At 70.0% G+C, this 22,838-nt stretch carries 22 protein-coding genes; 12 read left to right on the plus strand and 10 right to left on the minus strand.

Features of this window, described 5'->3' with window-relative positions; translation table 11 throughout:
• Positions 1 to 46: 46 nt before the first annotated feature.
• From mdtD to H9658_RS19065, 5 genes are all read right to left on the minus strand, one after another.
• Positions 47 to 1,477, minus strand: a complete 1,431-nt coding sequence (gene mdtD / locus H9658_RS19045; RefSeq protein ID WP_191826564.1) for a multidrug transporter subunit MdtD — start codon at positions 1,475 to 1,477, stop codon at positions 47 to 49.
• 473 nt (positions 1,478 to 1,950) lie between these two features.
• Complete coding sequence (gene hemE / locus H9658_RS19050) at positions 1,951 to 3,021, minus strand: uroporphyrinogen decarboxylase (protein WP_191826565.1); 1,071 nt, start codon at positions 3,019 to 3,021, stop codon at positions 1,951 to 1,953.
• Between the two features lie 10 nt (positions 3,022 to 3,031).
• Positions 3,032 to 3,286, minus strand: coding sequence for a WGR domain-containing protein (locus H9658_RS19055; protein ID WP_179566308.1), 255 nt, complete (start codon positions 3,284 to 3,286; stop codon positions 3,032 to 3,034).
• A gap of 392 nt (positions 3,287 to 3,678) precedes the next feature.
• The gene (gene aroB / locus H9658_RS19060; RefSeq protein WP_191826566.1) at positions 3,679 to 4,803 is read right to left on the minus strand and encodes a 3-dehydroquinate synthase; all 1,125 of its coding nucleotides are present in this window, start codon (positions 4,801 to 4,803) and stop codon (positions 3,679 to 3,681) included.
• On the minus strand, positions 4,800 to 5,342 hold the full coding sequence (locus H9658_RS19065) for a shikimate kinase (protein WP_179566306.1): 543 nt from the start codon (positions 5,340 to 5,342) through the stop codon (positions 4,800 to 4,802). The genes aroB and H9658_RS19065 overlap by 4 nt, the downstream gene beginning before the upstream one ends.
• Positions 5,343 to 5,716: 374 nt before the next feature.
• On the opposite strand from H9658_RS19065, the gene pdxH reads away from it, so the two are divergent.
• The 3 genes from pdxH to H9658_RS19080 are packed head-to-tail and all read left to right on the plus strand — an operon-like array spanning position 5,717 to position 7,558.
• Positions 5,717 to 6,316 carry a pyridoxamine 5'-phosphate oxidase gene (pdxH, locus tag H9658_RS19070; RefSeq protein WP_179566305.1) on the plus strand — a complete coding sequence of 200 codons (600 nt, stop codon included), beginning with the start codon at positions 5,717 to 5,719 and terminating at the stop codon, positions 6,314 to 6,316.
• Positions 6,313 to 6,765, plus strand: coding sequence for an aminoglycoside 6'-N-acetyltransferase (aac(6'), locus tag H9658_RS19075; protein WP_179566304.1), 453 nt, complete (start codon positions 6,313 to 6,315; stop codon positions 6,763 to 6,765). The genes pdxH and aac(6') overlap by 4 nt, the downstream gene beginning before the upstream one ends.
• Before the next feature lies 1 nt (position 6,766).
• Positions 6,767 to 7,558, plus strand: coding sequence for a cobalamin-binding protein (locus H9658_RS19080; protein WP_191826567.1), 792 nt, complete (start codon positions 6,767 to 6,769; stop codon positions 7,556 to 7,558).
• A 16-nt stretch (positions 7,559 to 7,574) separates the two neighbouring features.
• Here H9658_RS19080 and H9658_RS19085 read toward each other — a convergent pair whose 3' ends face one another.
• Complete coding sequence (locus H9658_RS19085; protein ID WP_191826568.1) at positions 7,575 to 8,999, minus strand: MFS transporter; 1,425 nt, start codon at positions 8,997 to 8,999, stop codon at positions 7,575 to 7,577.
• 99 nt (positions 9,000 to 9,098) lie between these two features.
• On the opposite strand from H9658_RS19085, the gene soxR reads away from it, so the two are divergent.
• Entirely contained in the window at positions 9,099 to 9,536 is a 438-nt protein-coding gene (gene soxR / locus H9658_RS19090; RefSeq protein ID WP_179566298.1) for a redox-sensitive transcriptional activator SoxR, read from the plus strand.
• 43 nt (positions 9,537 to 9,579) lie between these two features.
• Positions 9,580 to 10,605 (plus strand): 2-hydroxyacid dehydrogenase, encoded by a 1,026-nt coding sequence (locus H9658_RS19095; RefSeq protein ID WP_191826569.1) that lies wholly within the window; start codon positions 9,580 to 9,582, stop codon positions 10,603 to 10,605.
• Between the two features lie 12 nt (positions 10,606 to 10,617).
• Here the strand turns inward: H9658_RS19095 and H9658_RS19100 are convergent, their stop codons facing one another.
• From H9658_RS19100 to H9658_RS19115, 4 genes are all read right to left on the minus strand, one after another.
• On the minus strand, positions 10,618 to 11,073 hold the full coding sequence (locus H9658_RS19100) for a DUF4426 domain-containing protein (RefSeq protein WP_191826570.1): 456 nt from the start codon (positions 11,071 to 11,073) through the stop codon (positions 10,618 to 10,620).
• A gap of 12 nt (positions 11,074 to 11,085) precedes the next feature.
• Positions 11,086 to 11,919: a pyrroline-5-carboxylate reductase gene (gene proC, locus H9658_RS19105; protein WP_179566292.1), complete on the minus strand. Its 834-nt coding sequence runs from the start codon at positions 11,917 to 11,919 to the stop codon at positions 11,086 to 11,088.
• A 150-nt stretch (positions 11,920 to 12,069) separates the two neighbouring features.
• Positions 12,070 to 13,116, minus strand: coding sequence for a hypothetical protein (locus tag H9658_RS19110; protein WP_191826571.1), 1,047 nt, complete (start codon positions 13,114 to 13,116; stop codon positions 12,070 to 12,072).
• Between the two features lie 278 nt (positions 13,117 to 13,394).
• Positions 13,395 to 14,081: a YggS family pyridoxal phosphate-dependent enzyme gene (locus H9658_RS19115; RefSeq protein WP_191826572.1), complete on the minus strand. Its 687-nt coding sequence runs from the start codon at positions 14,079 to 14,081 to the stop codon at positions 13,395 to 13,397.
• Positions 14,082 to 14,169: 88 nt separating this feature from the next.
• Here H9658_RS19115 and H9658_RS19120 point away from each other — a divergent pair, with 88 nt between their 5' ends.
• From H9658_RS19120 to H9658_RS19150, 7 genes are all read left to right on the plus strand, one after another.
• Positions 14,170 to 15,207, plus strand: coding sequence for a type IV pilus twitching motility protein PilT (locus tag H9658_RS19120; RefSeq protein WP_104557606.1), 1,038 nt, complete (start codon positions 14,170 to 14,172; stop codon positions 15,205 to 15,207).
• Between the two features lie 99 nt (positions 15,208 to 15,306).
• A complete protein-coding gene (locus tag H9658_RS19125; RefSeq protein WP_179566286.1) occupies positions 15,307 to 16,437 on the plus strand; it encodes a PilT/PilU family type 4a pilus ATPase in 1,131 nt (376 codons plus the stop codon).
• Positions 16,438 to 16,598: 161 nt separating this feature from the next.
• Positions 16,599 to 17,864 carry a WD40 repeat domain-containing protein gene (locus H9658_RS23215; RefSeq protein ID WP_191826573.1) on the plus strand — a complete coding sequence of 422 codons (1,266 nt, stop codon included), beginning with the start codon at positions 16,599 to 16,601 and terminating at the stop codon, positions 17,862 to 17,864.
• Complete coding sequence (locus H9658_RS19135; RefSeq protein WP_191826574.1) at positions 17,861 to 19,357, plus strand: GGDEF domain-containing protein; 1,497 nt, start codon at positions 17,861 to 17,863, stop codon at positions 19,355 to 19,357. The genes H9658_RS23215 and H9658_RS19135 overlap by 4 nt, the downstream gene beginning before the upstream one ends.
• 50 nt (positions 19,358 to 19,407) lie before the next feature.
• Entirely contained in the window at positions 19,408 to 20,007 is a 600-nt protein-coding gene (locus tag H9658_RS19140; RefSeq protein WP_191826575.1) for an MFS transporter permease, read from the plus strand.
• Positions 20,008 to 20,177: 170 nt separating this feature from the next.
• A complete protein-coding gene (locus tag H9658_RS19145; RefSeq protein WP_218848197.1) occupies positions 20,178 to 20,852 on the plus strand; it encodes a YitT family protein in 675 nt (224 codons plus the stop codon).
• Positions 20,853 to 21,440: 588 nt separating this feature from the next.
• Positions 21,441 to 22,814, plus strand: a complete 1,374-nt coding sequence (locus H9658_RS19150) for a hypothetical protein (protein ID WP_318241440.1) — start codon at positions 21,441 to 21,443, stop codon at positions 22,812 to 22,814.
• Positions 22,815 to 22,838 lie beyond the last annotated feature (24 nt).

The following is a 22,838-nucleotide window of genomic DNA, read 5'->3' on the forward strand; positions in this document are numbered from 1 at the left end:
GCTTTTGCGAATCCCCAATCCCGAATCCCCAATCCCGGCCACTCAGCTACTCAGCCACTTCTTCCACCTTGTCCGGATGCGGCCGCGTATCCGGCAGCTGCCAGAAGATCAGGGTCGAGGTCAGGGTGATCGCGCCGACGCAGACGAAGGTCGCGTGCAGCGCGGTGGTGGCGCCGTGGCTGTCGCCGAGGTGGTCGTTGAAGGCGGCCAGCAGGCTGCCGGCGGCGGCGGCGCCGAAGCCGGTGGCCAGCATCATCACCATCGACAGCAGGCTGTTGCCGGCGCTGGCCTGGTCGCGGTCCAGGTCGCGCAGCGTGACCGTGTTCATGACCGTGAACTGCAACGAATTGACCGCGCCGAACAGCGCCAGCTGCAGCAGCCGCCAGCCCAGCGGCTGGCCGGCGTCGAACAGCATGAAGCTGGCCATCGCGACGCCGACCAGCACCGTGTTGCTCATCAGCACCCGGCGATAGCCGTAGTTCTCCACCAGTTTCACCGCCGCGCGCTTGGCGGCCATGCCGGCCAGCGCCACCGGGATCATCATCAGGCCCGCGCGCATCGGACTCATGCCCAGGCCGACCTGCAGCAGCAGCGGGATCAGGAACGGCATGCTGCCGCTGCCCACGCGCGCGAACAGATTGCCGAGGATGCCGATGCGGAAGCTGACCACCTTGAACAGGTGCAGCGGGAACAGCGCCGCCGGCGCGTTGACCGCATGCAGCCAGTAGCCGATCAGCGCGGCCAGGCCGGCGATGGCCAGCAACATCACGAACGCATGGCGCAGGCCCAGTTCGGAAATCCCGTCCAGCGCCAGCGACAGCGCGATCATGCCGAAGGCCAGCATCGCGTAGCCGATCAGGTCGAAGCGGGTGCGCTGCTCGCCGTGGAAATCGGGCATCACCTTCAGCGCCGCGGCGAAGCCGATCGCGCCGATCGGCAGGTTGATCAGGAACACCCAATGCCACGACGCCACCTGCACCAGCCAGCCGCCGAGGGTCGGCCCGACCAGCGGCCCGATCAGCGCCGGGATCGCGATGAAGCTCATCGCGCTCAGGAACTGCTCGCGCGACACCGAGCGCATCACCGCCAGGCGCCCGACCGGCAGCAGCATCGCCCCGCCGATGCCTTGCAGCACGCGCGCGGCGACCAGGTAGGGCAGGCGCGGCGCCGCCGCGCACAGCAGCGAGCCGAGGGTGAACAGCACGATCGCGGCAAGGAAGGTGCGGCGCGTGCCGTAGCGGTCGGCGATCCAGCCCGAGGCGGGGATGAACATCGCCACCGCCAGCGCATAGCTGAACACCACCGACTGCATCTGCAGCGGGCTCTCGCCCAGGCTGCGCGCCATCGCCGGCAGCGCGGTGTTGACGATGGTCGCGTCCAGCATCTGCATGAAGATGGCCAGCGACACCAGCCACAGCAGCGGCCGGAAACTGCGGTAGTTCGGAACGGAGATCGGATCGGGGGAGGGCGCGGACATCGGCACGCACGGCAACGCGAGGGATGCATAGGATCGCGCAGATCGCGTCGCGGCGTCGTGCAGCAGCGGGCGGTTGTGGCGCATGGCGAGCACGGCGGCCCTGCTGCGACGGCGGAGCGAGGCGCGTCGCGCGGCGTGTCTGTGCGGGGCTTCGGTGCCGAAGCTGTTCGCAGCCGTTGGGTCCGCCGCTTCGTTCGTCGCGGCTGGAGTCGCTCCTACAGTGAGCTTGCGGCAAGTTGGCTGGGTGCACTGTAGGAGGGGCTTCAGCCCCGACAGATGCTCGCAGTCGTCGGCTTCACCACTTCGTTCGTCGCGGCTGAAGCCGCTCCTACAGGGAGCTTGCGGCGGGCCGGCTGGGTTCTGTGGGAGGGACTTCAGTCCCGACTGCAAGATGTTGGAAGTGCGTGTTGCGCCGCTCCCCGCATCCGAGGGACGCAAGGCGCCCAGCGGATGCGACGGCTCGGCGCGCGGCGCTATGCCTCTCCGCGGCGGCTGTGCCGCTGCACCGCGGCGACCAGCGCGCCGACGTGCTCGGGCTGCATGTCCGGCGACAGCCCGTGGCCGAGGTTGAACACATGGCCTTCCGCCGAGCCGTTGCCGTCGGCATAGCTGCGCAGCACGCGCTGCACCTCGCGTTCGATCGCCGCCGGCGAGCCGTACAGCGTCGCCGGATCCAGGTTGCCCTGCAACGCGACGCGGCCGCCGGTGCGGCGCGCGGCATCGGCCATATCGATGGTCCAGTCCACGCCCAGGCCTTCGGCGCCGGACGCGGCCAGCTCTTCCAGATACGGCGCGTTGCCCTTGCCGAACAGGATCAGCGGGGTGCGCTCGGCGCCGTCGCCGCGCGGCAGTTCGCGGGCGATGCGCTGCAGGTAGGGCAGCGAGAACTCGCGGTACATCGCCGGGCTGAGCACGCCGCCCCAGGTGTCGAATACCTGCAGCGCCTGCGCGCCGGCCGCGCGCTGCGCCGCCAGGTAGGCGATCACCGCGTCGGTGTTGACCGACAGCAACTGGTGCAGCGCCGCTGGTTCGTTCAAGGCCAGCGCCTTGATCCGCGCGTAGTTGTCGCTGCCGCCGCCCTCGACCATGTAGCAGGCCAGCGTCCATGGGCTGCCGGAGAAGCCGATCAGCGGCACGCTGCCGTCCAGCTCGCGGCGGATCACCCGCACCGCGTCCATCACGTAGCGCAGTTCGGTCTCCATGTCCGGCACGCCGAGCCGGGCGATCGCCGCCGCGTCGCGCACCGGGTGCTTGAACTTCGGGCCTTCGCCCTCGACGAAATACAGCTCCAGGCCCATCGCATCGGGGATGGTGAGGATGTCGGAGAACAGGATCGCCGCGTCCAGCGGGAACCGCGCCAGCGGCTGCAGGGTCACTTCGCAGGCCAGTTCCGGGGTCTTGGCCATCGCCAGGAAGCTGCCGGCGCGGGCACGGGTGGCGCGGTACTCGGGCAGGTAGCGCCCGGCCTGGCGCATCAGCCACACGGGGGTCTGGTCCACGGGCTCGCGGCGCAGGGCGCGCAGCAGACGGTCGTTCTTGAGCATGGGGGTTTCCTTAGCGCGGGGCGTCGGCGCCGCGAGTGAACATGACCTGGAAGCCGCGCTTGATTTGCGCATCGCGGGCTTTCTCGAAGGCGGCGTGGGCCTCGTCCTGCAGCAGGTATTGCTCGCGCTTGAGCTGCGCGCGGCCGCCGATCTGGCCGCTCTCGCGCAACAGCTCCCAACTGCCGAACAGGTCCGGTTGCAGGGTCAGCTGGATGTAGCGGGGCGGCTCGTTGCCGCCGGGGCGTTGCTGTAGGAAGACGCGCATGGGCCGATTGTACCCATCGCGGGTCGCCGCGGCGTCGGCGCCGGCCGCGCGTTATGGGACGGGTGGGGAAGCCGGCAGGGCGTCCGGTCCGCGGTCCGCGGTCGGCGGGCGGCCGCGGCGGCAGGCGGCCGGCGCGATATGCGCATTTGCCGGCGCGCTGAACCATGGACGACGCGCGACGTCCGGGGCGCGCGCGTCTTGGCGCGGGCCTGCGCCCGGGCGCCGTGCAGGGGACGCGCGCATGCTGGTTCCGGCTGGGGGCGCTGTGGGAGGTCCGATGTGGTGAGACTGAGACCCACCACTTCGCTCGTCGCGACTGACATCGCTCCCACAGGGACTTGCGGCGCGCCCGCCGCCGAGGGCGGATGGATGCCGCGGCGCGGCGGGGTGCGCTATGCCGCGGCGCGCACGGCGGCGTCCAGCACCGCCAGCACCGCCGCCTCGTCCACGTCCGGCACCACCTCGGCCCGGCCGATGCCGCGCCACAGCACCAGCCGCAGGCGCCCGGCGATGTTCTTCTTGTCCAGCCGCATCCGCGCCAGCAGCGCCTGCGGCGCCAGTCCGGCCGGCAGCGCGGTGGGCAGGCCGTAGTCGGCCAGCAGCGCGCGCAGCCGTTCGGTGTCCTGCGGCGTGGCCATGCCCAGCTGCGCCGACAGTTCGGCCGCCAGCACCATGCCCACCGCCACCGCTTCGCCGTGGTTGAGGTTGGCGTTGCCGGGCGCGCCGTAGCCCTGTTCGGTCTCGATCGCGTGGCCGAAGGTGTGGCCGAGGTTGAGCAGGGCGCGCTCGCCCTTCTCCAGCGGGTCGCGGGCCACGATCTCGGCCTTGTGCTCGCAGCTGCGCGCGATCGCCTGCGCCAGCGCGGCGGGCTCGGCGCCCAGCAGCGCGTGGCGTTCGGCATGCAGCCATTCGAAGAACAGCGGGTCGCGGATCGCGCCGTACTTGATCACCTCGGCCAGGCCGGCGCGCAGTTCGCGCGGCGGCAGGCTGCGCAGGGTGGCGGTGTCGGCCAGCACCGCGCGCGGCGGATGGAAAGCGCCGACCAGGTTCTTGCCCTGGGCGATGTCCACCGCGGTCTTGCCGCCGACCGACGAATCGACCATCGCCAGCAGCGTGGTCGGCAGCTGCACGCAGTCGACCCCGCGCATCCAGCACGCGGCGGCGAAGCCGGCCAGATCGCCGACTACGCCGCCGCCCAGCGCCAGCACGCAGGCGTCGCGGGTGGCGCCGAGCTCGGCCAGCGCGGCGATCGCCGCGCCGAAATTGTCCAGGGTCTTGGAGGCCTCGCCGGCGGGGATCGTGAAGGCGCCGATCTGCAACTGCGGGCGCGCGGCCAGCAAGGCCTGGCGGACCTGCGCCGCGTACAGCGGGGCGACGTTGCTGTCGCTGAGCAGCAGCACATGGCGGCCGCGCACGTGCTCGGCCACAAGCGCGCCGTCGTCGAGCAGGCCGGGGCCGATGCGGATGGTGTAGGCCGGGTCGCCTTCGACCGCGACGCTGCGTTGGGAGACAGTCATGCAATGGGGTCCGGAAGTTTCCACGACGCGGCCAGGCGCACGACCAGCTGCGCGGTGGCTTCGGCGGGATTGAGGTGGTCGGTGTCCAGGATCAGGTCGGCGACTTCGCGGTACAGCGGCTCGCGCACCGCGTGCAGCTCGTGCAGCACCCGTTCGCGGTCGCCGCGCTGCAGCAGCGGGCGGCTGCGGTCGCGTTGCAGTCGCTGCAGCTGCGAGGCCACGCTGACCCGCAGGTAGACCACGAAGCCGTGCTCGCGCATCTCGCGGCGGCTGTCGGCGTCGAGCACGGCGCCGCCGCCGGTGGAAATGAGGTGGCCGGGGGTGCTGAGCACGCTTTCCAACACGGTGCGCTCGTGCTCGCGGAAACCGGCTTCGCCGGCATGCTCGAACAGCGAGGCGATGCTCGCGCCGGTGCGTTCGACGATGGCCTGGTCGCTATCGACGAAGGCAAGGCTGAAGCGCTCGGCCAGGCGGCGGCCGATGACGCTCTTGCCGGCTCCCATCGGGCCGACCAGCACGAGATTGGGGGCGGGATTCATCCGCCGATGCTAGCAGACGCGCCGCGTGCGCAGGCCGGTCGCGCTGCTTGCATGCGTTGCGCCGAGCGCGTGCCGGTGCGCTTGCGGCACGAGCGCGTCGCGCGGCGCTGGCCGGCGCCTCTGCGCGTTGCGCGGCGTTGGCGGCCAGTCAGCTGGGACGGCCAGCGCGCCGGTCGCGGTGCCTCGTGCCCACGCGGCCCTGCGCACGGCGCGCACGGTACTGCGGGCCGCAGCAAAGGCTGGCGAGCGCGCAGCCGATCGCGGCACGCGGTCCGGGCCGGTAGGACCGGCGCCATGGCAGCCCCGCGCTGCCGCGTGCGTCGCGCCGTGCATGGCGCGACAATGGGGCATCGTCCGCCGAGTGCCTTGCCGCCATGCCCGATCTCTACGCCGAAGCCCTGTCCACGTTCGCCGACCTGTTCGCGGAGGCGCGGACCAGCGACGAGGCCGAATACAACGCCATGGTCGTCGCCTCGGCCACGCTGGAGGCGCGTCCGTCCTCGCGGGTGGTGCTGTTGAAGTCCTACGACGCGCGCGGTTTCGTGTTCTACACCCATCTGGACAGCCAGAAGGGCCGCGAGCTGCAGGCCAACCCGCAGGCCTCGCTGCTGTTCCTGTGGCGGCGCATGCGCGAGGACGGTGTGCAGGTGCGCATCGATGGCGAGGTGCAACTGGTCGCCGCGGCCGAGGCCGATGCGTATTTCGCCTCGCGTCCGCGCATGAGCCAGATCGGCGCGTGGGCGTCGGCGCAGTCGCGCACCTTGCAGTCGCGCGAGGAGTTCGAGCAGCGCGTGGCCAAGGCCGAGGCCAGCTTCGAAGGCCGCGAGGTGCCGCGCCCGGACGGGTGGGGCGGGTTCCGCGTGGTGCCGCGCAGCTTCGAGTTCTGGTACGGCGGCAAGTACCGCCTGCACGAGCGCTGGCACTACGCCGCCGACGCCGCCGGCCACTGGTCCAAGCGGATGCTGTTCCCGTGACCGAGCGGTTCTCGATCCGCGCCGCCGCTGCCGCCGACCTGCGCGCCTGGGCGGCGCTGCGGATGGCGCTGTGGCCGGACGAGCGCGATGCCTTCGGCGGCGTGGCCGAAGCGCTGCAGCGCGAGGACGCGGCCAATTTCCTGGCCTTCGCCGGCGATGGCCAGGCGATCGGCTTCGCCGACGTCACCCTGCGCCAGGACTACGTCAATGGCACCGACAGTTCGCCGGTGGGGTTTCTGGAAGGCTGGTACGTGGCGCCGGCGTGGCGCGGCCACGGCATTGGCCGCGCGCTGCTGCGCGAGGTGCGCGAGTGGACCCGCGCGCAGGGTTGCAGCGAGCTGGCCTCCGATGCGCTGATCGACGACGCCGCGGCGCAGGCCGCGCACCGTGCCTGCGGGTTCGAGGAAACCGAGCGCGTGGTGTATTTCCGCATGCCGGTCGAGGACTGACGTGGGTCCGCAGCGCATCGTCTGCCTGACCGAGGAACCCACCGAGACGCTGTACGCGCTCGGCGAACAGGCGCGCATCGTCGGCATCAGCGGTTTCACCGTGCGTCCGCCGCAGGCGCGCCGCGACAAGCCCAAGGTCAGCGCCTTCACCAGCGCCAAGATCGGCGAGATCCTCAAGCTGCAGCCGGATCTGGCGATCGGCTTTTCCGACATCCAGGCCGAGATCGCCGCCGAACTGGTGCGCAACGGGGTGGAGGTGTGGATCGCCAACCACCGCAGCGTTGACGGCATCCTCGACTACATCCGCCGGCTCGGCGCGCTGGTCGGCGTCGGCGCGCGTGCCGCGGCCTACGCCAACGAGCTGCAGCGCGGGCTGGACACGGTCGCGGCACAGGCGGCGGCGCTGCCGCGGCGGCCGAAAGTGTATTTCGAGGAATGGGACGAGCCGATCATCACCGGCATCCGCTGGGTCGCCGAACTGGTGCGCATCGCCGGCGGCGACGACGTGTTTCCGGAGCTGTCGGTGGAACCGCTGGCCAAGGCGAGGATTCTGGCCAACGGCGACGAAGTGGTGTGGCGCGCGCCGGACATCATCCTCGGCTCGTGGTGTGGCAAGCGCTTCCGCCCCGAGCGCGTGGCCGCACGGCCGGGCTGGGCGGCGATCCCGGCGGTGCGCGACGGCCAGCTGTTCGAGATCAAGTCGCCGCTGATCCTGCAGCCGGGACCGGCGGCATTGACCGACGGCGTGCGCGCGATCGCGGCGATCGTGCAGGCCTGGGCGCAGCGCCAGTAGCCGCGCCCACGCGGGCTCAGCGCGCCGGCACCGCCTGGGTGCGGCCGGCGATGCCCACGCCGAGCAGCGCCAGCAGCGCGGCCACCGCGAAGGTGGACAGGTACGCGGCGGCCACCGACCGGGTCAGCAGCGCCGCGAACAGCGAGCCGCCTACCGCCAGCGTGGTCGCCACCGCGATCGCCTCGCTCAACTGCAGCGCCGAACTGTTCGCGCCCTGCTGCGCCGGCGGCGACAGGGTGAGGGTCAGCACCGACAGGGTCGGATAGATCAGGCCCATGCCCAGGCCGGTGGCGGCCCAGCCGCCGATCGCGACCGCCGCGGGCAGCGCCGGCCACAGCGCCAGCGCGGTGATCGCCACGCCCAGCGTCATCAGTGCGCAGCCCACGCGCAGCCGGCGCAGGCGGGTGCCGTCGCGGCCGTAGTGGCCCTGGTACCAGGAGCCGGCGAACCAGCCCAGCGCGCCCACGCTCAAGGCCACCCCGGCCCAGGTCGGCGACAGGCCGCGTTCGCGCGACAGCAACAGCGGCAGGAACGCCTCGCAGCCGAAGAACGCCGATCCGGCGATGCCGCGCAGCGCGATCACGCTGGGCAGCCCGCGTGCCGCGCGCAGGGTGCCGCGCGGCAGCAGCCGCCACGCGCAGGCCAGCAGCAGCGCCAGCGCCGGCAGCACCGTGGCCGCCGCCCAGGCGCCGCGCTGCTGGCCGCCCAGATACAGCAGGCAGATCCCGGCCGCAGCGCCGATCGACCACAGCAACGGCGCCGCACTGGAACGCGCCGTTGCGGCCACGCGCGGCAGGCTGCGCAATGCCGGCTGCAGCAGCGCCGCCGAGGGCAATGCCAGCAGCGGCACCGCCAGGAACACCCAGCGCCAGCCGACGTGTTCGACGATCAGCCCGCTGATGCTCGGCCCGATCAGCGACGGCACCACCCAGCCGGCGGAGAACGCGGCGAAGATGCGCGGCCGCAGCGCCTGCGGATACAGCCGTGCGACCAGGACGTACAGCGCCACCGAGATCGCGCCGGCGCCCACGCCCTGCACCAGCCGCCCGGCCAGCAGCATCGGCATCGACAGCGCGAAGCCGGCCAGCAGCAGGCCGCACACGAAGCACAGCAGGCCGGCCCACAGCGGTGCCGCCGGACCGCGCAGATCGCTCCAGCGCCCGGCCACGGTCATGCCGATCGCGCTGGTGGCCAGGGTGCCGCCGAACGCCAGCGCATACAGCCGCAGGCCGTCCAGCTCGCGCGCCACGGTCGGCATCGCGGTGGCCACCGCCAGCGCTTCGAAGGCGATCAGCGAGACCAGCGCGACCATGCCCAGCGTGGTCGCGCGATAGCGCGGTGCCAGCACCGAATCGGCGGCAGGCGCTGCGGGTGCGGTGACGTCCGGCAGCGCCGGCGCGGCGCCTTGGGATTCGTTGCTGGAAGACGTGGCGTGGTTCATCGAAAAGCCTTGTGCGGGGCAAGCGGGCCGGCAGCGGCCGCTTGCGCGGCGGGGAGCGGACGCGCAGCATGCAACCTCAACCGGACTCGAGGTCAAGCGATGCATGAGGAGCTGAGCGTGGGGCAGGTGGCCGAACGCAGCGGCGTGGCGGTGTCCGCGCTGCATTTCTACGAGAAGAAGGGCCTGATCCATAGCCTGCGCACCGCCGGCAACCAGCGCCGCTATGCGCGCGACGTGCTGCGCCGGCTGGCGGTGATCCGCGTCGCGCAGCGCGTCGGCGTGCCGCTGGACAGCATCAAGGCCGCGTTCGCGCAGCTGCCCGATGCGCGCACGCCCACGCGCGCGGAGTGGGCGCGGATGTCGGCGGCCTGGCGCCAGGAGCTGGACGCACGCATCCTGCAGCTGACCCAACTGCGCCACCAGCTCACCGATTGCATCGGCTGCGGCTGCCTGTCGCTGCGCCGCTGCCGCTTGAGCAACCCCGCCGATGCATTGGGCGCGCAGGGCGAAGGCGCGCAGCGCTGGACAGCGCCGTGAGCCACGCCGATGCTGGGCGCTGCGTAACCAGCGGAGCGGTGCGATGAAAGTGGTGGTCTACAGCGCGCGACGCTACGACATGAAGTTGCTGGCGCAGGCCAATGCCGCGCATGGCCACGACCTGGTGTTCGTGCAGGACGCGCTGAGCTCGGCGACGGTGCCGTTGGCGGCCGGCTGCGGCGCGGTCTGCGTGTTCGTCAACGACCGGGTCGACGATGCCGTGCTCGCGCTGCTGGCCACGCTGGGCGTGGGCCTGGTCACCACCCGCTCCACCGGCTTCAACCATGTCGACGCGCTGGCCGCGCAGCGCCACGGCATCGCCACCGCGCGGGTCAGCGACTATTCGCCGTACTCGGTGGCCGAGTTCGCGGTGGGGCTGCTGATCGCGGTCAACCGGCGCATCGCCCGCGCCAGCCAGCGCACCCGCGACGGCAACTTCGAGCTGGACGGGCTGATGGGCTTCGACCTGCACGGGCGCACCGTCGGCGTGGTCGGCACCGGCAAGATCGGCCGCATCTTCGGCCGCATCATGGCCGGCTTCGGCTGCCGCATCCTCGGCTTCGATCCGTTCCCGCATGCCGAGTTCCTGGCCCAGGGCGGCACCTATGCGGACCTGCCGACCCTGCTGGCGCAGAGCGACGTGGTCTCGCTGCACTGCCCGCTGACGCCGCAGACCCAGCACCTGATCGACGCGGCCGCGCTGCAGCGGATCAAGCGCGGCGCGCTGCTGGTCAACACCAGCCGCGGCGGCCTGGTCGATACCGAAGCGGTCATCGCCGCACTGAAATCGGCACGGCTGAGCGGCCTGGCGATCGATGTCTACGAGCAGGAAGCGGACCTGTTCTTCCACGACCTGTCGGCCACGGTCATCACCGACGACGTGATCCAGCGCCTGGTGTCGTTCCCGAACGTCATCGTCACCGGCCACCAGGCGTTCTTCACCGAAGAGGCGATCGGCCAGATCATGGCCGCGACGCTGGACAACATCAGCGCCTTCGAACGCGGCGCGCCGGTGCCGAACCCGATTCCGTTGCCGCTCCCGCCCGGCGCTGCGAGCGGCGGCGCCTGACCCGAAAACGCGCTAGAAGCTGCGGCTGAAGCGCACCGTGCCGGCGCCGTCGGCGCTGCGCACGTCCACCACGAAATTCAGCTGGTCGTGCTCGCTGGTGCGCACCGTGCCGACATAGTCGGTGTAGGCGTCGGTGACCGCTTCGCGCAAGGCGATGGGTTGCCGGCGGCCGCTCAGGTCGGCGGCCACGGCACGCACCTCGCCCGTGGCCGGCAGTTCTTCGCTGCCGTGCACGCGGCGCAGCGCGATCATCACCAGGGCGGTGTCGGCGGCGCGCACGATGCCGTAGCGGCGCGCCACGCTGTCGCTCATCGCCAGCGTCGGCAGCGCGTTGTAGTGCACCCGCAGCGCACCCAGGTCGGCCTGTGCGGGCGTGGCCGCGACCAGCGTGGCGGGGCGCGGCGCGTCCTGCGCCGAGCAGGCGGCCAGGGTCAGGCACAACAGCGCGGTGGCAGGCAGGCGGCGCATGGCGGCTCCGGGTCAGTCGTTGGCGGCGGACAAGGCGCGGCCGCGGGCGGCGGCGGCGGCGATGGCGGTGGCGGTCAGCGCCTCGAAGCCGCCGGCCTGGAAGGTCTCGATCGCGGCCTGGGTGGTGCCGTTGGGCGAGGTCACCCGGCGCCGCAGTTCGCTCGGCGCCTCGCCGGATTCGGTGAGCATGCGCGCCGCGCCGAGCACGGTCTGCAGCACCAGCGTGCGCGCCGCCGCGGCCGGCAGGCCTTGCGCGATGGCGGCCGCTTCCATCGCTTCGGCGAGCAGGAACACATAGGCCGGGCCGCTGCCGGAGACCGCGGTGACCGCATCGATCAGCGCCTCGTCCTCGACCCAGACGGTGACGCCGGCGGCGGCCAGCAACTGTTCGGCCTGGCGCTTGTGCGCGGCGCTGGCCTGCGCGTTGGCGAACAGCCCGGTGACGCCGGCGCCGAGCAGCGCCGGCGTGTTCGGCATCGCCCGCACCACCGCGTGCGCGCCGCCCAGCCAGCGGTCGATCTGCCGTGCGGTGATCCCGGCGGCGATGGACAGCAGCAGCGGCCGCTGCGCCTGGGCCAGCGTGGCCAGTTCGTTGCAGACGCTGCGCAGCACCTGCGGCTTGACTGCGAACACCCACAGCGGCGCGCCGTCGGCCGCTTCGGCCGCCTCGGCGACCGCGTGCACGGCGTAGTCGGCGGCCAGCGCCTCGCGCAGCGCCGGCACCGGCTCGGCGACGCGGATGGTGTCCGGCGCGATGCCCTGCCGGACCAGTCCGGCGATCAGGCTGCGGGCCATGTTGCCGCCGCCGATGAAGGCGATGTCGGCGCTGGAATGGGCAGGAGGCATGGCGAGGCACCGAGGACGCGAGTGCGCCTATGGTAGCGGCTGCAATGCCGGCGGACAGCCTGTCGGCCGCTGGCCGGCGCGGCGAGCGGCCGCTGCTGCCGTTCCGGTGGCCCGCGCTGGCGACAGGCCGCATCGCCAGCGCGGGGTGGCTCAGTTGGCCTCGGTGAAGGCGATCGAGGGCGTGGTGCCGCCCGACGCGGTGCAGCTGCCCAGGTTCAGATTGTTGGTCTCGCCGGTGGTGCCGGCATTGGCGGCGCAGGTCGGCGCGGCGGTGGAGCCGTTGGTCGCCGCCACCTTGACCGTGATCGACGAACCGGAATTGAAGTTCGCGCGCGAACCGCCGGCATTGCCCACCACATTGAACTCGGACGACTTCCACACCGTCGCCAGTTTCACCACGCTGTCCTTGGCGCTGATGCTGTAGGCGGTGCTGCCGTTGGTGAAGGTGATGCTGTCGTTGCCGTTGGCGGTCGCCGAGCCGGTCAGCTTGACGTTGGCCAGCTGCGTCGCCGGCACGTCGGGGGCGCTGACCGCATTGCTGTTGCGGTAGCAGTCGGTGCCGCCGTCGCTGAGCCAGCCGCTGGGGCAGCTGGAGCCGTAGCCGATCAGCCAGTACTGGATGAACACCGCCGCCTCGCCCTGGGTCTCGTAGTCGGTGGCGTAGACGAACTGCTGCCACACGGTGCAGCCGGAGTGTCCGTTGCACACGCTGGTGGTGCCGTCGTAGTTGGAGTTGATCTGCAGCGAGTATTCGTTGGGGCCGAGAATGCCGCCGCCGCCGAAGGCGGAGACGCCGACGCCGGTTTCCGAGGTGACCCCGCTGACCTGCGGAAAGCTGCCCACGGTCTTGCTGATCAGGGTGCTGGACTGCAACGCGTAGTCGTAGCCGTTGCCGGTGGTTTCGGTGGCGCCCCAGTGCACGCGGTGCGGGATGGGATGGACATGCCGGGTCAGGGTCTTGCAGGTGTCCGCTTGCCAGTCGGTGCTGGGGTAGGTGGCGTGGAAGCAGCCTTCGGCCGGCGCCGGCAGGTGCGCCATGGTGTCGCGCCAGGCGCCGTGCGCGCGCACCTCGGCGGGCGTCATCAGCGATTCGTCGGTTGCCGACGCCGCAGTCGCCATTGGCGCGGCCATGGCGGCGGGGACCTGCAGCAAGCCGATGACACACGAAGCAAGCAGAAATCTGGTCGATGCATCCATTTGGTTGACCTCGTACGAGCCGATCTCATTCGGCGATGGGCCGCGGAAAGCCCGCGGCCGGCGCCATGGAAGCGGAGGTTTTCGAGGCAGGACTTTGACCGACTTAACGGTTATTGACCCGCTCTGCGGGCGGACGTTCGCGCACGAAGAAACGCGATGTTTTTCAACTGTTTGACCTACGACATCTTTCCGACGTCGCTTAATCGCGTTTGAATATTTCGTAGACAAGCGCGCGTCCGCGCTTGCCATCGCAACAGCGTTGGCCGCGCTGCGCGGTTTCAGGGCGCCGCGCGTGGCGCGCGGCTGCCGAACAGCGCGGTGCCGATGCGCACCATGGTCGCGCCGTCGGCGATCGCCGCGGCGAAGTCGCCGCTCATGCCCATCGACAGCGTGTCGGCGCCGGGGTACCGCGCTTGCAGGCCGTCGAGAAGGGCGCGCATGCGTTGGAACGCCGCGCGCCGCAGCGCCTCCTCCGGGAACGGCGCCGGGATCGCCATCAGCCCGCGCAGGCGCAGCCTCGGTTGCGCGGCGATCGCCGCGGCCAGCGCGTCCACCACGCCGGGGGCGCAGCCGTGCTTGCTGGTCTCGTCGTCGATGTTGACCTGGATCAACACGTTCAGCGGCGGCCGCTGCGCCGGGCGGCCGTTGGCCAGGGCGGCGACCAGCTTGATCCGGTCCACGCTCTGCACCCAGTCGAACAGCACGGCGGCCTGTTCGGCCTTGTTCGACTGCAGGTGCCCGATCAGATGCCATTCCAGCTCCAGCCCCGCCAGCTCGGCGATCTTGCCGGCCGCTTCCTGCACGTAGTTTTCGCCGAACGCGCGTTGTCCCTGCGCGGCCAGGGCCGCGATCGCCGCGGCCGGCTGGGTCTTGGACACGGCCAGCAGGCACGCCGGCGGGCGCTGTGCGCAGGCCGCGGCGCGGTCCATGTCCAGGCGGATCTGCTGCAAGGGGGAGAGGGGCACGGGCGGCGCTTCTGGCAATGGGGAAGGGCGCTATACTGCCGCCCGGGGAATCATCCTTCCAGTCGCAGCCCAAGGGGAAAAGCAGCGTATGGATATCGCTGAACTATTGGCGTTCTCGGTCAAGAACAAGGCATCCGACCTGCACCTGTCCGCCGGCCTGCCGCCGATGATCCGGGTCGATGGCGACGTGCGCCGCATCAACATCCCGGCGCTGGACCACAAGCAGGTGCACGCGCTGGTGTACGACATCATGTCGGACAAGCAGCGCCGCGACTACGAAGAGTTCCTCGAAGTCGACTTCTCGTTCGAGATTCCCAGCCTGGCGCGCTTCCGCGTCAACGCGTTCAACCAGAACCGCGGCGCGGGCGCGGTGTTCCGCACCATTCCCTCGGAAGTGCTGACCCTGGAAGACCTGGGCTGCCCGCCGATCTTCCGCCAGCTGATCGACCAGCCGCAGGGCCTGATCCTGGTCACCGGCCCGACCGGCTCGGGCAAGTCGACCACGCTCGCCGGCATGATCGACTACATCAACAAGAACGAATACGGCCACATCCTCACCGTCGAGGATCCGATCGAATTCGTGCACACCTCGCAGAAGTGCCTGATCAACCAGCGCGAGGTGCACCGCGACACGCACGGCTTCAACGAGGCGCTGCGCTCGGCGCTGCGCGAAGACCCGGACATCATCCTGGTCGGCGAGTTGCGCGACCTGGAAACCATCCGCCTGGCGCTGACCGCCGCGGAAACCGGGCACCTGGTGTTCGGCACCCTGCACACCAGCTCGGCGGCCAAAACCATCGACCGCATCATCGACGTGTTCCCCGCCGGCGAGAAGCCGATGGTGCGTTCGATGCTGTCCGAATCGCTGCGCGCGGTGATCTCGCAGGCGCTGCTGAAGAAGGTCGGCGGCGGCCGCACCGCGGCGTGGGAGATCATGGTCGGCACCCCGGCGATCCGCAACCTGATCCGCGAGGACAAGGTGGCGCAGATGTACTCGGCGATCCAGACCGGCCAGCAGAACGGCATGCAGACCCTGGACCAGCACCTGCAGGACCTGGTCAAGCGCAGTCTGATCACCCGCAACCAGGCGCGCGAGTACGCCAAGGACAAGCGTGTGTTCGAGTAGCCGGGATTGGTAATTCGGGATTCGGGATTGGCAGGGCAACTCGCCAGCCCGGTTCTTGCGAATCCCTAATCCCCAATCCCAAATCCCGGAGTTCAAGCCATGAGCACCATCGACTTCACCTCGTTCCTGAAACTGATGGCGCACCAGAAGGCGTCGGACCTGTTCATCACCTCGGGCATGCCGCCGGCGATCAAGGTGCACGGCAAGATCACCCCGATCACGCAGACGCCGCTGACCTCGCAGCAGAGCCGCGACCTGGTGCTGAACGTGATGACCCCGGCGCAGCGCGAGGAGTTCGAGAAGACCCACGAGTGCAACTTCGCCATCGGCGTGGCCGGGGTCGGGCGCTTCCGCGTCAGCTGCTTCTACCAGCGCAACCAGGTGGGCATGGTGCTGCGCCGGATCGAGACGCGCATCCCCACCGTCGACGAACTGAATCTGCCGCCGGTGATCAAGACCCTGGCGATGACCAAGCGCGGCATCATCATCTTCGTCGGCGCCACCGGCACCGGCAAGTCGACCTCGCTGGCGGCGATGATCGGCTACCGCAACCAGAATTCCACCGGGCACATCATCACCATCGAAGACCCGATCGAGTTCGTGCACAAGCACGAAGGCTGCATCATCACCCAGCGCGAGGTCGGCATCGACACCGACAGTTGGGAGAACGCGCTGAAGAACACCCTGCGCCAGGCGCCGGACGTGATCATGATCGGCGAGGTGCGCACCCGCGAAGGCATGGACCACGCCATTTCCTTCGCCGAAACCGGCCACCTGGTGCTGTGCACGCTGCATGCCAACAACGCCAACCAGGCGATGGACCGCATCATCAACTTCTTCCCCGAGGACCGCCGCAGCCAGCTGCTGATGGACCTGTCGCTGAACCTGCGCGGCGTGGTCGCGCAGCAGTTGATCCCGACCCCCGACGGCAAGGGCCGGCGCGTGGCGATGGAGATCATGCTCGGCACCCCGCTGGTGCAGGACTACATCCGCGAGGGCGAGATCCACAAGCTCAAGGACGTGATGAAGGAATCCACCAACCTGGGCATGAAGACCTTCGACCAGAGCCTGTTCGAGCTGTACCAGGCCGGCGAGATCAGCTACGAGGACGCGCTGCGCCACGCCGACTCGCAGAACGAAGTGCGCCTGCGCATCAAGCTCGCCCAGGGCGGCGACGCCAAGACCCTGGCGCAGGGCATGGACGGGGTGGAGATCGCCGAGGTGCGCTGAGCCGGTCCGTCCGACAGGCGGTCGGGAGGGCAGGCGCAGGCAAGATGACAGGGAATCGACACGACACCGGTTATATGCAGGTCCTCCGCTGGTGTCGTGTTTTCAGCCAAATGCTCGCAGGAGTCCGTTGAGGACTCTTCAACCCAAGGGAGGGGATCCGCGTGAACGACGTGCCTGAGGTGCTCTGGTCGACACAGCCGCATGCCGGCTACTACATCAATTCGGTGGCGGTGTCCGGCGATGGCAATGTCATCGCCGCCGGTACCTTCTTCCACGAATACGGCAGCGCGTCGCAGAGCGCCGGGCTGGACGCGGTGCCCGTCGCCCAGCGCAAGATCTTCGAACGCATCGACCCTGCCGCCACGCGCAGCGATGTGCGCGGCAACCAGGACGGGACCTTCGGCACCTACGCCTGGGATCGCACCGGCAAGCCGCTGCTGGCGAAGGAATTCGACGGCTGGCAGGGCGTGTACTGGGTCGATGTCGCGGCGAACGGGAGCACCGTCGCCAGCTGCGGCTGGAGGAGCCAGAATCCGTACGCGGGCTTCATCGGGGCCTGGTCGGTGCCCGGCGGCGAGGAACTGCTGTCGTATCCGCTGACTGGGGGCCGCGGCAACATGGTGTCGCTGGATGGGCGCGGGCTGACCTTGCTGGCCGGTGCCGATCAGGGCTATCTGTTCTGCCGCGGCGCCGCCGCAGCCTTCCCCGCGCCTGTGTACATCGCGCTGAGCGCTGCCGGCGACACCGTCGTCGCCACGGGCCTCTCCATCGACGGCAGCACCGGGCTGGTGGCCAGCTATCACGGCGAGATCATCCTGTTCTCGATCGCCTCCGGACAACCGACGGCGCTGGCGCGCTGGCAGTTGCCCAATGGCGCCTACACCCATACCGCGGCGCTGTCCGGCGATGGGCGCAGGGCCTATGCCGGCGCCGGCGACGGCACGCTGTACGCCTTCGACGTGGCCGCGTTCCAGCGCACGCCCGCGCCGGCCTGGAGCGTGGCAGCACCGGGTGGCGCGAAGACCATCTACGGGCTGGCCTGCGATGCCGCCGGGGACAAGGTCGCGATCGCCGGCAACGTCCCGCAAGGCGGCATCGTCGCCGTGTTCGCCGATACCGGCAGCGCGGCCCAGCCGCAGTGGACGGCGTCCAGCCAGTACTCGCCCAACTGCCTGGCGTTCGATCCTGGCGGGCGCTGGTTGGGGCTGGCCGATGGCCACCCCGACGGTACGCCTGGCGGGTTCACCCTGTGGGATGCGAGCGATGGCGCGCTGCAATGGAACTGGGCCGCGGGCAACATGAGCTGGCCGATCCGGCTGAGCGGCGATGCGTCGGTGGTGGTGGGCGGCAGCGACGACAGTTCGGTCACCGCGTTCGTCGGCCCCGGTTCGGCCACCGTCCGGAGCCGGCCGGAGGCGGATGGATGACAGGCTGGGACGCCGAGGCGCCGTTCCGCACGCGCGCCGCGGCGCCGCGCCGTCCCGGCGCGCTGCTGATGCTGTCGGTGGTGCTGGTGGTGGCGTGGTTGGCGGGCTTCGAGTTGGCGCGGGTGCTGGGCTATCAGACGCATGCGAGCCTGTGGTTCCCGCCGGTGGCGGTGACGCTGGCCGCCTTCATGGTGCTGGGCTGGCGCGGCGCGCCGGCGATCGCCATCGCCTGCGTGCTGGCCACGCTGCTCAGCTTCTATCGCACGACCGAGCATCCGGCCGTCCCCGGCCGGGCGGTCCTGTGGTACGCGCTGCTGTTCACCGCGCAACAGTTCTGCATCTGGGGCGGACTGGCCTGGCTGCTGCGGCGGGTCGGGCAGGGGATGTCCTCGACCAGCCTGCCGCGCGCGGTCACCTACTTCATCCTGGGCGGCGGGGTGGCCTCGCTGCTGTCCGCCTGCCTGGGCGGCGCGGGACTGGTCGTCACCGGCGCCATCGATCTGCCGGCCATGTTCGCCCAGTCGATCCCGTGGGCGATCGGCGACTACGCCGGTCTGCTGGCGCTCGGCCCGCTGGCGATCCTCGCGGTGCTGCGTCTGGCCGAGTCCCTGGGGATCGCACCGCGGCCCGGCATCCCGCGCTTGTCGGGGATGATCGCGCCGAGCGGAAGCGCCGCGGGCTATCTGGTCAAGCTCGCGCTGCTGCTCGGCATCACCCTGGTGGTGATGTGGCTCGCCGCCGCGTTGCCGCGACAGCCGGCGGTGGTCTTCGCGTTGTTCGTGGTGGTGGTGATCCAGTTGTGGATCGTGCATACCCACGGAATGCTGCAGGCGCTGGTGGCGATCGCCGCCTTCAGCCTGATGATCGCACTGGCCACGCCGCTGCTGCGGCTCGAGGCGCAGGCGCTCGCGCTGCAGTTCGCCATGATCAGCCTGGCGGCGAACAGCTACTTCGGTTTGGCCGTCCCCGGGCTCTACGCCGACAACACGCGGCTGCGCCATGCGCTGGTGCGCGATCCCGTGACCGGGGCGCTGTCGCGGACCGGATTCCTGGAACAGGTGCTCAACGATCTGCAACTGGCCGCGCAGGAGCCGCGTCCGTTGGCGGTGATCGTCGCCGACATGGACAACCTCAAGGCGATCAACGACCAGTTCGGACACGCCGCCGGCGATGCGGCCTTGCGCGCCTTCGTCAAGCGCTGCCGGAGCTGTCTGCGGCCGGGCCAGTTGCTCGGGCGCCGCGGGGGCGACGAGTTCGCGCTGTACCTGCCGCTGACCACGCCGGACAAGGCGCGCGGGCTCACCGATGCGCTGCGCGGGGCGCTTGCCAATCCCGGCGAGGACGACGGCTTCGCGACCGGGCTGTCGGCCAGCTTCGGCCTGGCCCTGTGCGACCGGCGGGATCTGGACGCGGAGGCGCTGGAGGAACTTCTCGAACGCGCCGATGCGGAGATGTACGCGGACAAGCGGCAGCGCCGCGCCTTCGCTCGCTGACCGCGGTCGACGCGGCGCGATTCGACAAACGCATCGGCCGAGTGCCACGCATGCAAATGGACAACCCCTACGCCGTCCCTGCCGCCGCGCTGCCGGACGCCGCCCCCGATGCCGCCCCGACCGATCCGCTGGCCACGCTGTTCGCGCCGTCGGGCATCAAGCTGGCCCTGTTGTGCACGACCACGTTCGGCTGGTATGCGCTGTACTGGTTCTATCGCAACTGGCAGGCGATCCGTCTGATCTCCGGGCGCCGGCGCATCTCGCCGGTGTGGCGCTCGGTGTTCTCGCTGATCTGGATCTTCGCCTGCTTGCGCGCCCTGGATCGCTTGATCGGCGCGCACCGCCGCAGCGTACTGGGCTGGTGGGGACCGGCCCTGGCCTATGTCGGATTGAGCCTGCTGGCGGCGTGGCCGACCCGACTGTCGTTCCTGGCGCTGCTGTCCTGGACGCCGCTGCTCGCGATCAACCGGCGCCTGGTCCGCTTCAAGCGGGCGCGCGGCTTGCGCGAACGCCCGCAGGAGCGATTCAGCGCGTGGACGTGGGTGTGGCTGGCGATCGTCGCACCGTTCTTTTCGCTGGCGATCTTCATGCTGGTGGTGAACGTGCTGCTGCAGCAACCGATCCAGGTGAACTTGCCCGCACCCCGCTGAGCCGGCGTCGCGGGGGGGCCGACGCATCGCCGGTCCGGCATGCGGTCGCGATCCGTGGATGAAGTTTCATCTGCAACCACCGCCACGCTTGGTGTCTAATACCGCACCCCCGCGTCTTGCCTATTCCCGTGAGCCTCCCCGATTCCGATCTGCGTCCGGACCTGGACCCTTTGCCCGACGACGGCACCGTCGTCACTTCCGGGCCGCTGACGCCGCCAGCGGATTCGGCCGGCACCGCGCGCGATGCGCAGGCGCTGCGGCACAGCGTGGCCGAAGACATCCAGGGCATGCTGCTGGCGACGCTGGTGGCCTCGCTGGGCCTGGCGGTGTTCGCCCAGGGCGGACTGATGATCGGCGGCATGGCCGGGGTGGCGTTCCTGCTGCACTACGCGCTGGGCTGGAACTTCGGCCTGATGTTCGTGCTGGTGAACCTGCCGTTCTATTGGCTGTCGGTGCGGCGCATGGGCTGGGAGTTCACCCTGAAGACCTTCGTCGCGGTCGCCGCCTGTGGGGTGCTGACCGATCTGCTGCCGCGCTGGGCGCAGTACTCGGCGATGACGCCGCTTTATTCGGCGCTGGTCGGCGGCGCGCTGGTCGGGCTGGCGATCCTGTTCTTCATCCGCCATCGCGCCAGCCTCGGCGGCGTCGGCATCCTGGCGGTCTACCTGCAGCGCAGCCGCGGCTGGAGCGCGGGCAAGGTGCAGATGAGTTTCGACGGGGCGCTGATGCTGATCGCGTTCTTCGTGCTGGCGCCGCAGCAGGTGCTGTACTCGGCGATCGGCGCGGTGGTGCTGAGCCTGGTGCTGATGTTCAATCACCGCTCCGGGCGCTACATGGGCGTGTGAGCGGCACGCCGCTGCGCCTGCGTTGCGCGACGCGCGCAATGCGCGGCACGTCGGTCTGCGTTGGACGCAGGCGGCGAATGCCGACACCATCGCCAGGCGGCGCTCGATGCCGTGCCGATCCCATGTGCGTGCAACCGCCTTTGCGGTAGTGGGCGTCCGATACACCTTTCGCACTTTCATGATGCGCATTCCATGCGCTGCGGGCGCGTGACCGCAGCAACAGTTGGAGTCAGGACGCCATGCCTCGGGTGAAGGCATGGCCCGTTCGCAACTGTCTACGGGAGATCCCGCGTGTCTACGAAATGGCCTTGTCGGCGCGTTCGCCGGCGGCGCATGCTGGTTGCGCAGGCGAGGGGCAATACGCGCGAATGACGTGACGCGATCCACGGGAGTCATCGTGCCTGCGATGGGGGAACCGAACTAGATTTTCCAGCGCTTGCCGGTTGGCATCGTGAGCTGCCGCATGGCCGCGCGCCGTCATGGAATGTGGCGTTTTCAGCTGTCTTTCGCGTACCGAAGGAGAATGCGATGAAGCGTGCGATAGGGTTCGCGGCGTTTGTCTGTGTCTTGATCGCGGCGTGTTCGGCCGTGAATCCCGGTCCCGGTCCGGGACCGCAGCTGGGCAGTGGCGGCGTGCTGCCGACCAAGCCGGGATCCGTGGCCGGCGCCTGCGTGCCGCCCGCGTCGCCGAATTCGAACTGGTTTCCGCACGCAAACACCCCGGCGCCGGATTCGACGGATTTCGGTTCCGACAGCACCAATTGCGACTTCCACATCTGGTCGTGGAATGCGTTCCTGTGGCTGACCCAGGACGTGGGCGGCCAGCCGCGCTTCCTGACCATGACCACCGACGGCATCGGCGGTGTCGCCGACGGCGTGCTGGACCCGTTGATCGGCCGCGCGCAGCAGGCGCGCACCGTGGAACTGATCGATCAGGCCGGGCCGGACGGGGTGTTGGTGGATCGCAACGGACGCGCGGTCTACTACTCGATCCACTCCAACGACGTCTTCGGCCAGTTCATCGCCAGCAACGGCCTGCAGGACCCCAAGCGACTGCGCGCATTCAATCCCGACACGGCCTTTCCGGTGGGCAGCATGACCCTGAAGGCGGCGTGGAAGGTGGTGCAGCCGGGCGAGGACGTCTCGACGTTCTATACCCGCCAGGCGCAGATCGCGAAGCTGGGCATGCGCAAGGGCAAGATCGTCGCCACCGCCGACACCGAAACCCAGACCGTGGCGCTGGTCGGCTTCCATATCGGCGGCACGGTCAACGGGCATCCGGAAATGATCTGGGCCACCTTCGAGCACCAGGACAATGCGCCGGACCTGCCGCAGCCGATGGAGAAGATGCAGCCGAACGACATCGTCTCCGCCAGGGATTGGACGTTCTATCAGGCCAATACCCCGCTGAAGCAGTGCAACGTCAACGCGGCCGGTTCCGGTGCGCTGACCCTGAACGCGCAGACGCAGACCCTGAGCCCGGTCACCCAGGTGTGCCGCATGGTGCCTTACGGCGGAGAAAAGCCGTGCCCGAGCGGACAGGACTGCAACATCGACAACATCAAGTCGATGAACGCCTCGGTGGATGGCCAGTTGAACGATGTGTGGAAGAACTACTTCGAGGTCGGCGCGATCTGGTTCAACCAGATGGACGCGCTGCAGCCCAATTGCACCTTCCAGCCCGGCTCGTCGCTGGAGTGCGTGCCGCCGGACAAATCGCCGCTGCTCACCGGCTCGATGCGCCTGTCCAATTCCACCATCGAGACCTTCACCCAGGTGCAGAGCACGCAGGACAACTGCTTCGCCTGCCACAACACCACCCAGGTGATTTCGCCCGATCCGCGCGCGCAGTCGTTGCCGGGGCTGAACGTCAATCTCAGCCATGTGGTGATCAACGATTACTTCCAGGCGCAGCTGCCGCAGAAGGCGCCGCCGGCGCCGCGGCCGGCCGCGCAGCGCTGATGCGCGCCCCTTCATCCGGATCAG

It is taken from the genome of Xanthomonas bonasiae (assembly GCF_014836395.1).
GTDB lineage: Bacteria > Pseudomonadota > Gammaproteobacteria > Xanthomonadales > Xanthomonadaceae > Xanthomonas_A > Xanthomonas_A bonasiae.

Bases quoted from the DNA above. Each gene is read 5' to 3' on its own strand.
- mdtD (WP_191826564.1), bottom strand. From the start codon at position 1,477: ATGTCCGCGCCCTCCCCCGATCCGATCTCCGTTCCGAACTACCGCAGT.
- hemE (WP_191826565.1), bottom strand. From the start codon at position 3,021: ATGCTCAAGAACGACCGTCTGCTGCGCGCCCTGCGCCGCGAGCCCGTG.
- H9658_RS19055 (WP_179566308.1), bottom strand. From the start codon at position 3,286: ATGCGCGTCTTCCTACAGCAACGCCCCGGCGGCAACGAGCCGCCCCGC.
- aroB (WP_191826566.1), bottom strand. From the start codon at position 4,803: ATGACTGTCTCCCAACGCAGCGTCGCGGTCGAAGGCGACCCGGCCTAC.
- H9658_RS19065 (WP_179566306.1), bottom strand. From the start codon at position 5,342: ATGAATCCCGCCCCCAATCTCGTGCTGGTCGGCCCGATGGGAGCCGGC.
- pdxH (WP_179566305.1), top strand. From the start codon at position 5,717: ATGCCCGATCTCTACGCCGAAGCCCTGTCCACGTTCGCCGACCTGTTC.
- H9658_RS19085 (WP_191826568.1), bottom strand. From the start codon at position 8,999: ATGAACCACGCCACGTCTTCCAGCAACGAATCCCAAGGCGCCGCGCCG.
- soxR (WP_179566298.1), top strand. From the start codon at position 9,099: ATGCATGAGGAGCTGAGCGTGGGGCAGGTGGCCGAACGCAGCGGCGTG.
- H9658_RS19095 (WP_191826569.1), top strand. From the start codon at position 9,580: ATGAAAGTGGTGGTCTACAGCGCGCGACGCTACGACATGAAGTTGCTG.
- H9658_RS19100 (WP_191826570.1), bottom strand. From the start codon at position 11,073: ATGCGCCGCCTGCCTGCCACCGCGCTGTTGTGCCTGACCCTGGCCGCC.
- proC (WP_179566292.1), bottom strand. From the start codon at position 11,919: ATGCCTCCTGCCCATTCCAGCGCCGACATCGCCTTCATCGGCGGCGGC.
- H9658_RS19110 (WP_191826571.1), bottom strand. From the start codon at position 13,116: ATGGATGCATCGACCAGATTTCTGCTTGCTTCGTGTGTCATCGGCTTG.
- H9658_RS19120 (WP_104557606.1), top strand. From the start codon at position 14,170: ATGGATATCGCTGAACTATTGGCGTTCTCGGTCAAGAACAAGGCATCC.
- H9658_RS19125 (WP_179566286.1), top strand. From the start codon at position 15,307: ATGAGCACCATCGACTTCACCTCGTTCCTGAAACTGATGGCGCACCAG.
- H9658_RS19135 (WP_191826574.1), top strand. From the start codon at position 17,861: ATGACAGGCTGGGACGCCGAGGCGCCGTTCCGCACGCGCGCCGCGGCG.
- H9658_RS19140 (WP_191826575.1), top strand. From the start codon at position 19,408: ATGCAAATGGACAACCCCTACGCCGTCCCTGCCGCCGCGCTGCCGGAC.